7 protein-coding genes and 1 pseudogene are annotated in these 9,505 nt (G+C 44.3%); 3 read left to right on the forward strand and 5 right to left on the reverse strand.

Annotated features, from left to right (window positions below; translation table 11 throughout):
• The coding region (locus tag WMO25_RS10075; RefSeq protein WP_349085188.1) for a S8 family peptidase at nt 1-1,574 on the reverse strand (1,574 nt) is incomplete at its 3' end.
• 320 nt (nt 1,575-1,894) lie between these two features.
• On the opposite strand from WMO25_RS10075, the gene WMO25_RS10080 reads away from it, so the two are divergent.
• Nucleotides 1,895-3,892: a protein kinase domain-containing protein gene (locus WMO25_RS10080; RefSeq protein WP_349085189.1), complete on the forward strand. Its 1,998-nt coding sequence runs from the start codon at nt 1,895-1,897 to the stop codon at nt 3,890-3,892.
• A gap of 93 nt (nt 3,893-3,985) precedes the next feature.
• Here WMO25_RS10080 and WMO25_RS10085 read toward each other — a convergent pair whose 3' ends face one another.
• From WMO25_RS10085 to WMO25_RS10095, 3 genes are read right to left on the reverse strand one after another with little or no spacing between them, the layout of a single operon-like run.
• Nucleotides 3,986-4,927 carry an FHA domain-containing protein gene (locus tag WMO25_RS10085; protein WP_349085190.1) on the reverse strand — a complete coding sequence of 314 codons (942 nt, stop codon included), beginning with the start codon at nt 4,925-4,927 and terminating at the stop codon, nt 3,986-3,988.
• A complete protein-coding gene (locus tag WMO25_RS10090; protein ID WP_349085191.1) occupies nt 4,927-5,652 on the reverse strand; it encodes an FHA domain-containing protein in 726 nt (241 codons plus the stop codon). The genes WMO25_RS10085 and WMO25_RS10090 overlap by 1 nt, the downstream gene beginning before the upstream one ends.
• Nucleotides 5,649-6,623 (reverse strand): PP2C family protein-serine/threonine phosphatase, encoded by a 975-nt coding sequence (locus WMO25_RS10095; protein ID WP_349085192.1) that lies wholly within the window; start codon nt 6,621-6,623, stop codon nt 5,649-5,651. The genes WMO25_RS10090 and WMO25_RS10095 overlap by 4 nt, the downstream gene beginning before the upstream one ends.
• Before the next feature lie 176 nt (nt 6,624-6,799).
• Between WMO25_RS10095 and WMO25_RS10100 the strand changes: the two genes are divergently transcribed.
• Both WMO25_RS10100 and WMO25_RS10105 read left to right on the forward strand, forming a co-directional pair.
• On the forward strand, nt 6,800-8,221 hold the full coding sequence (locus WMO25_RS10100; RefSeq protein WP_349085193.1) for a hypothetical protein: 1,422 nt from the start codon (nt 6,800-6,802) through the stop codon (nt 8,219-8,221).
• A 5-nt stretch (nt 8,222-8,226) separates the two neighbouring features.
• Nucleotides 8,227-8,829, forward strand: coding sequence for an FHA domain-containing protein (locus WMO25_RS10105; RefSeq protein ID WP_349085194.1), 603 nt, complete (start codon nt 8,227-8,229; stop codon nt 8,827-8,829).
• Between the two features lie 163 nt (nt 8,830-8,992).
• Here WMO25_RS10105 and WMO25_RS10110 read toward each other — a convergent pair.
• Nucleotides 8,993-9,505, reverse strand: a pseudogene (locus WMO25_RS10110) (hypothetical protein); the annotation flags it as partial.

Genomic DNA, 9,505 nt, shown 5'->3' on the forward strand with positions numbered 1-9,505 from the left:
AAAAAGCCACCTACTGAAGCATCATATCTGACCTGGCCCTCATTGTTGAAACCATTTCCTGCTGATTGTACAAACATAAACCGTTTTTCTTCCTCTGTAGACGCACTATCCAGCATTTGTTCTATCATTCGCTCCGTATCCTGTGATGTTCTTACAGCCAATACATTCAGATAATACTGTAAGTATCCGTCATATGAAGTATCATGATTCGCTTCGCCGGCGGCTTTTTTATAAAGAATAATCCCAATATTCTCATTTTTATCTGCCAGTTCCTCATACCTTTGCTGTGAATACAGATAAACGCCCCATGAGTTATTCACAACTTTTGCGCCGTTGTCAATCAACAATTTATTATCCGCAACCCGCAAAAGTACCGTTTCATAATCATACCAATCTGCATATACTTTCGCTATAATTTGTGCCGAATCTGCAATTCCACGAATACCAATGTTATTATTCATAGCGCCCGCAATACCCGCCACATGGGTTCCGTGAGATATTTTACTGTTTTCTTCATTCCCTATGATTCGTATTTTCCCTTTAAGGTCAGGATGATTGACATCAAACTCATTATCAATAATTCCCACGATTCCATTGTCTATTTTTTCCGGCAAGTTATTCCAGGCTGTATAGGCTCCTATCGCTTCCGCCCACCAGTTATTTCCACTCGGCTCATCCTCATTATAAGTCTTTCCATCTTCTCCGGCTGCTTCACTCCACGGGTTTGTATCCTGTCCCGCCATCGTATTCTCAATATGTACCGGATAATCATAGCCTGAAAACAGGACATTCTCCTGTTCCATCAGCTTCTGCGCCGCTTCCTCTAATGCATCAAATCCACTTTCCGGAATCCGCACTTGAAGAATATTCATTCTTCCTGCAATTTTCCCCACAAGCTTACCATCAACTGCTGCTATCAATTCATTAATCTGTTCGTCTGTCAATTCACTTTCCAAATATACCTGCAAGATGCGGTCGAAATAAATCACCCCACTGTCAGAATCCATTTGAATCGTGTCTTCACCTGCTTTATAAATATAATCACCATTGTCATAGGTTATCGTTTCTCCAGAAAACTCAAAATCAGTTTCTGAAACCGCGAATTTTGCCGTTTCCTGAGTTTTTTCCGCATACTGTTGTCCCGTCGGGCTCTCGTTTTCTGCCGAAAAAAAAATTGCAGCCAGCATCCCTGCTCCCAGAACAATCACAGCCATACAAAGCGCAATAGCCCCCATCGGCTTTTTCTTATTCTTCAACGGCAACACCGCATACACGGTATGATGATCTCTAATGACTTGCTTATATTTCTTTTCAAACTGACGCTGAATTTCTTCCACCTTCGGCTCTCTCCGGGGGCGAATGATCACATCCTCTTCCCCTGCTTCACCTTTACGCTGTACCAGTGCCTTTGGATAACATTCCGCTAATCGGACCTGCTTTTTCTCCACCAGATCAGTGGCCAGATAAATGATCTGATTCTCCTGTTCCTCCAGAAACTCCCGTACCAGATACCGTCCCCCGACAATGGCCTGCGGCGGCAGACTATATCTCGGCCGATGCATATTATTTTCCATAATTTCTCCCTCACTTTACACTGCTTTATCATCCGCAAAAGTCCACCATTTCTCTGCCTCATTATCTTCCAAAAACTTTTTCTGCCATCCCCCGGATGCGTCCTTTGCGGTCTTACTTCCAGTATAAAAAAATTATGAATGCCGGGCAATCTGTGACAAAATATGTGCCCGATTTTTTCGTTCTTTTGTCACAAGACCGACCTCAATGCTGTGTTAAAATAGAACTGCATAAAAGTCTCAATGCATTTCATTTTGAAAGTTAGCGCTGACAATCACGCTGAAATAGACAAAACCATATACCAGACACGGAGGTATTTTCTATGGTCGATATTGATAAACTCTGTCCCGGATGCATGCAGCACCTGAAGGATTCAAATACAACCTGCCCGCACTGCGGTTATCCTGAAAAACACCTGACTGTCAAAGACAGCCTGCCGATATTTTCCATCCTTGCGGGCAAATATCTGCTAGGCGCTCCTCTTGGAAAAGGCGGTTTCGGCATCACTTATATTGCCATGCATCTGCCCGATGAAAAAATCGTGGCGATTAAAGAATTTTTTCCGGCCAACCTGGCTGTTCGTGACACCGATAATGAAACTGTGGTGCCTGCTGATGATACAAAAGCCGTCTATTACCGCACTGGCATGAAAAGTTTTTCTGAGGAAGGACGTATCCTGTATCTGCTCTCCGATATAAAACATGTTGTTCATGTTGCGGAACAAATTCAGGCCAACAACACAACTTATCTGGTCATGGAATATGTGCCCGGCATTTCATTGAAGAAATACATGAAACAGCAGCAAGAGCTTTTTTCAGAGCAGGAAACACTGACTCTGATGCAGCCGATTCTTATTGCCCTGCAGGCCATGCATCAAAAAGGCATTCTGCATCGTGATATCAGTCCCGAAAACCTGATGCTATCACCAGATAACACCCTGACGCTGATTGACTTCGGTGCAGCTCGGACTTTTTCCCGCAGCGATGATGACAATCTGACAGTTATTCTAAAACGCGGCTATGCCCCGGAAGAACAATATCATTCCAACAGCCGTCAGGGCCCATGGACTGATTTATATGCCGTATGTGCTGTCATGTATCAGATGCTGACAGGGATTCTGCCACAGGAGGCCTCGGCCCGTGCCGAAGAAGACCATCTGACACCGATCAGCCGTATCGAAGGACTCTCCCTCAGCCCTTCCACTTGTGCTGCCCTGGAAAAAGGCCTGCAGATGGACCCGATGGAGAGATATCCGGATATCGGAGCACTGATGAAAGTGCTTTATCCGGCGAAAAAGGAGGCGGCTCGAGAAATAACAGATAACTCTCCCAAAGAAACACAGGAAATGGATGCTTCAGAGAAAAATGCTGAACTGCCAAAACCAGATGTAAAACCAGAAGGAAACGCAGCATCCAGCGCATCTACTCCTGTTGCCGACAAAACATGCACACATCATGCGCAGCAATCTTCCTCAAATACAAAGGAAAATCCTGATGTCGGCAAGAAAAAACATAAAAAAATAATAATCGCTGCTGCCGCTATTATCCTTGTGTTCTGTTTCTTTTTCCTCCGCAGTCCTGGCTTTTCCCATTTATATACCTCTTTAGACCCCTACGCCAATTCGCTTATCAAGCAAATGAACGATGCATTTGAATCTCAGGATCATGACCTTCTGCTGTCAGCAATGGATGAAGTAGATAATGTATTTGGATGGACACCACACAGCGATGAATATAATCGTCCGCACAGTATTTTAACTGATAATATTACATCTGCTATGCCCACATGGTGTAAAAAGTTAAACGAACACTTGGATGACTTTGATTTTTCTTTTACTAACACTTTTTGTTTAGATTATATGACACTGGAAGATGAATATTATAAAAACCGTATTACCGAGGAGACACGTACCATTGGTGTTTTTATTACCATGAATGCTGCTTTAGCCAACGAAGGAACCTTAGATGCAAATAATACTCAGAACATCATCTCTGATATTTATAACACTATATATCGCAGTGCTTCCAGCTATGGATATTCGCTTGGATTATCCCCAGAACTGACAGGCATGGGCGCTGTTTATTTAACCTATATTATGGCCTTTGAACATCCGGATACAGTTGCTTCATGGCAATGGGAAGAAGAAAATCTAACAGTACTTCATGATGCATTAAAAAACTTTTTTTACTTTCATCCTGAATCTGTCACAGTATTCCTTGATTATTTCAATTATACTGATGACTTCAGTCAATTTAAAGCCAACGATGATTTCATGCAGCAGATGAAGCTCTTTATAGATGAAAATAATATTTCTTCATAAACACTATCCCATGCAAATACGGCCTTCACAGCCCATCTGCATGGGATATTCTTCTCTTGTCTCTGACTCACTTTTATTTTTCAATGAAATCCTCTAACGGAATCGGAACTCCGGCCCCTGCTGTCCAAGCCGCACCCCATCACCAATTTTCACAGGCACAAAAGTGCCTTTCGGCAATCGTGCACCATTTAATAAATATGTACCGTTTGTGGATAAGTCCTGCACGTACATGCCGTCCCTTCGATATTGTATCAGGCAATGCACTCTGCTGATACCGCTTTGATTCAGAATCACCCGGCACAACTGCGGATTTCTGCCGATAGCCAGCTGCAGAATGTCTTTCATATCAAAGGACGCACCGTTAAATTCTCCGCCATAACAGTCCACATAACGCGCTATACCTGCCGCTGCCTGATTTATAGCCACCATTGGCTGAGGCTGTGCTGAAACAGTCTGCGACTGTGCAGATACTGATTTTACCGCTGCATTCTGCTCCTGACCTGTCGGCAAAGCCGCTGCATTCTGTGTCGGCAGTGCTGTCTCATCCTGCTGCTTTTCTGCTTTCTTAAGTCTCCATGGTTTTCCGGCCTTTTTGCCCTCAACCGCATAGCCGGTTGTCTCTGCGGCACTGTTTTTCTTCTCTGCACGGACGTCTTTGATACCCTTTATCACCCCCGGTATCCAGGCAAAGCAAACGGCGGCAGAAATCAAAAACATCGAGAATATTAACCCTCGGATAATACCTTCTTTTCTTCCGGTGCAAATCCACCAGAGAAAGCCTGCATCCAGTACATGTCCGCTATAATGCAGTGCACCGGCCGCCCAGCCCAGCAGCCAGCGCATACCAAAAGCATAGCCAAAGCCATAAAGAGCACCGCCAAATCCCGCAATCAATATTCCTCCAATCACTTCTATGATGTTGCTGCTTTCAACAAAAATCATCAGAACCATAATGATTTCCACAAGAATCATTCCGATGATGGCGCCTCTTTTTCCCCGCTGCACAGCTGTCAGTGGTTGTTTTTCTTTTGCCATTATCTGTTCACCCCATTCTTCTCTGATGCATCATCCCATGAAAACTTCTCTCCGCAAAGAGGAATCAACATCAACTCTGTATTGCCAAGGGTCAGCACATCGTACGCCTTTAACTTCTGACTGGTCACAACCACTTCCCCGTTCAGATAACATAATTCTCTCGCATCCCCTGCCGCTACAATGAAAGCACGGCTTTTCGGGTCATAAACAACTGCTGCATGGCGAAGCCGCGACACGCTCTGGTCTGCACCCAATACAATATCCATATTGGTTGCACGGCCAATAAAATTGCGTCCGCTTTTCAGCTTAAAACTCTCGCCTCTGTAAGCGCCCTTGATGCAGACCATCCAGCCCACCACAGGTTCAACACCTATGACCTGGGCATAATAACCGACAGTGCAGTTTTCATCCTCTTCCGGTTCTTCCCAACCACTCACTGCCGTGTTGACAAAAGCTGTTCTTCTCTTTTCAGAAGTCGGAACTGCCGCTGACGTCTGCACCGATGCTGCCTGCTGCGCTGCACCGGATGTCTGAACAGATACCGGCTGCTGTACTGCTCCGGCTGCTGATGCTCCTGTTGATGGCGCTCTTGTTGAAAAATCTTCCATCGTCACATTCAGTGCTTCTGTAACAGCTTCCGCCTCATCCTGCGGTACACAATACGGGCAAGAAGCATATTTATCCGCATCATAAAAATGGCCCTTCGGGCATGTACTTAATTTCATGTCTTTATATCTCCTTTTTCGTTTTCTTCATTTACTTCTCTTATTTTCTCTTCATTTTTCTCCAGACTGTATCTGACCAGAATCAATGTTGTATTATCCATCCCACGGGGCTGATTCCGAATAACTGCCTCCGCCAGCTGGGAAGCATAGGTTTCATAATCCCCTGAAAGATTTTCCAGACATTGTGCCAGATTCTCCTCCGGGCACTGCCTGTAAAAACCATCGCTGCAAAGAACTATCTGGTCCTCTGCCTCCAGTTCCAATCCTTCCATAGATACATCTATATATTTCAGACCATTCATGCCAATATAGCTGACCAGGGCTTCTCCCCGGGAGAGTTCCGCTTGATATTGCTCCGATGTAATGGTTCCAGCCTGCTTTCTTTTATCCAGCAGCATTTTATAATTATGGGGTGTTGTCAGACACCTGGTCTGATGACCGCGCACCAGATAAATTTTGCTGTCCCCCACCGAAATCCAATGCATACAGTTCTCTTTTATCCAGACTGCCGCAAGGGTTGTTCCGGCACCTATCGGTACCCCTTCCTCATCCGCAATACCGGCCACAGATACATCTATTTCCGAAGCTGTACGCACAAAAAAATCTGCCGGCTGTGCATCACCGCATTTTTCAAACGCATCAACCATCCCTGCACAAGCTGTATAACTGGCCAATTCACCGCCTCCAAGACCTCCCATACCGTCACAGACGACCGCCAGAAATCCTTTATCCGGCAGGCTGGTATAACACAGACTGTCCTGCTGATTTCTCCTGCTTCCGATCAGACTGGCCGCCGAAACCTGCAGTTCCTTCGGCTGATATTGTTCCTGTCCGAGATATACATTTTCTGTCATCATTTCAGTATCGGATTCTGCAACAGATACATCCCGACTTTGAACATTCACTGTTTCCGGGCTTTTTTCAGATGTGTCTGCTGATCGCTGCGGCCTTTTTCTGCCAAACAATTTCACGTCACCACCTCCGGTCTCTCTTCCTACTACAAGTATAAAAAAAATTATGCTCCGGAACAATCTGTGACAAAATATGTGCTGATTAATTTCTACTTTTTGTCACAGATTGCTTCCACAGAATATGCTAAAATAATTCTATAGAATATGCCTTTCAGGAAAAAAGGAGACACAATTTTATGTCAAAATTCAGTATTTATCTAAAAAATCTCATAGAGGACAGTGGTGAATCTATCTCATTTATCGCCCGAAGTATTGAAGCCGAACGCACCTCTATACATAAAGCGCTGACAGATGAGCGCATTTTATCTTATAAAGTTGTACAGGCACTGGCCCGTCATTTTAATCTGCCTGTGGATAAGAAGAAAGAATTTTTCAGACTGTATGATATTCTGCTGCAGGGCGAGGAATCTTATGAAAACCGCCAGGCCGTCTGCAGTCTGTTGAATGCCCTTTCCTCAATTCGTTTTTCAATGCTGCCCCCGCCGCAGGTAGACAGCATCGAATTGGCAAACCGATTAATTAAGGGCGAATATGCCGTCCGGAATGCGATTCGGAATGTTTTAATTTATGAAGCGACACATACTGATAAAGCGAACTTTTCTATGTATGTGCCTGAGAAACTGGATCTGACCATGGAATTGATGGAGTTATGGCTTGCTCAATGTGACTATTCCGTAGACGCACTGCTCTGTTTTTATTCCAACCATACCTCCGGGTCAAAGAATATTCAGCTGCTGCGTTCTGTTATTCCTCTGTGTCTGGCATCCCGGGGCAGCTATCGGCCGTATTATTTCTGCGAAACGCCAAAATCCGCCGCCTTGTCGCCTATGAGCTATTACATCATTACGCCGCATTACCTGATTCAGCTTTCTGAAGATCTATCCATGGCACAAATCCGCGACGATACAGAATTAATTGAATTCTATCAGAGATTTTTCCGTAATCTGCTGGAATGCTGCGATCCGTTGGTACGCTGTAATTCCAATATACTGGAAGTACTTCAGGAATATATCAGCAACACATCGCCGGATTCTCTGCAGATCATGATGCCGCAGCCATGCACAGGCCGCTATATTACACCGGAAGTCATCCGCAAATACATGCATAATGGTTCCATGCCGTATAAAGAAATGTATAACCTTGTGGAACATCATTTTTCCGTCCTTCAGCAAATCAACGGCACCTACCAGACTGTTTTTACCGAAAAAGGCCTGCAGGATCTCATTACAACCCGTACCATGATGGATTTGCCGCCGCAGTATGTTCCGCCATTGGAAAATCAGGATATTCGCCAGATGCTCCGATATCTTTATGATGAAATTGACAGAGGTTCCGTTCAGGGTATGCTTGTACGTCCTACCAGCCTTCAGCTGCCGGATTACCTCTCCATCTATGTTCATCCGAAAACAGGACTGCATATTTACACAACCAATGCTTTTGTATATGGTGCCTATTGCTGTAATATTCATATCGCCGAAGCATCCATCTGCCGTATTTTTTATGGTTTTATGCAGTCACTTGCCGGAAGCAATCTGGTCTATTCCAAAGCTGACACCTTGCAGTTGTTGGCACAGCATATTGCGGAAATGGAGGTATAGCATCCATGAAAGATACCTATTCCCGAGGCTACAAAGCAGCCGCACTGGTACTGCTGCTTATAGAACTGGCTGTCCTGTGCCTGCCTGTTTTTGGCGGGTCCACAGCTTTTCTGCTGCTCAAAGGATTCTGGCAGCACGGAAATCAATTACAGCATATAGCCGCTCCGCTGCTGCTTCTGATATGCCCGGCCATCAGTCTGTTTTTACTTTTAAAAATACAAACATCACGTACTGCTGATACAACTGATAAGTTTGTCGAAGATCTTTTGCCTCACAATGAAAACACACCCGCCGACTGCGGCACACTTTTCTTTCTGTCCGGCCCTTTGACAAACCAGAGTTTTCCCCTCCCGGCTTACACCAATGTTTTTCTCGGAAGAAGCAGTCAGCTGTGTCAGATCGTGGTGAACACTGCTGATATCAGCAGAAAACACATCTGTCTTTGCTACCATGCCGCCCAACATACTTTTGTCATCACAGATTACTCTGTCAACGGCACTTACAACACGGAGGGAGAACGGCTCATTGCCAATACCAGCATCGAAGTGCCGGACGGAAGTGTGTTTTATATCGGGAATAAACAGACTTCTTTCAGACTTTCTGCATAAATAAAACAATAACAGCCGGAATGCGTTGAACTGAATGGTCCGATACGTTCCGGCTGCTTTATCTTTTGTAAACAGGATTCCTCTTTCTAAGCTGATATTGGGTCTGACTGTTTACAATTTATTAAAATTCTTTTTATCATTTGTTTATTCTGCTAATTCAATTCTAAAGATGAAATTCTTTAAACAATTCTTTCTGGAAGGCACTATCATTGGCCGCTTTAATCATATCAGCCATTCGGTTTTGTTCTGATAAAAGCTGAACAAGCCGGTTCATTTTTTGTAAGGTGGCCTGTTCTCCTTCTGCGATGCCCTCTGCACGTCCTTCTGCGCGTCCTTCTGCACGTCCTTCTGCACATCCTTCTGCGAGCCCCTCCGCACGCGCCTCTTTTCTTTCATCTGATAACATCTCTTCAAATAGCATAAAACGTCCCTCCCACTCACGATTTCTTTTTATCGCAGCGATTTGTTCCTTAAGTGATTTGATAAAACTATCTTCTTCATCTAAATCTTTTGTTTCATTTGGACTTTCGACATACTCCAAAAAATCAACCAACTCTTTTGGTACATCGTCTTTGTTTTGCCCCTTAGTATTTAACCATATTGGTGCTAGAATATAAATAGTACAAGCCAAAATGAGAAATTCCAAATACACATAAGCATGATACAATAGAGGCAT

It is taken from the genome of Coprococcus intestinihominis (assembly GCF_040096555.1).
GTDB classification, from domain to species: domain Bacteria; phylum Bacillota; class Clostridia; order Lachnospirales; family Lachnospiraceae; genus Coprococcus_A; species Coprococcus_A intestinihominis.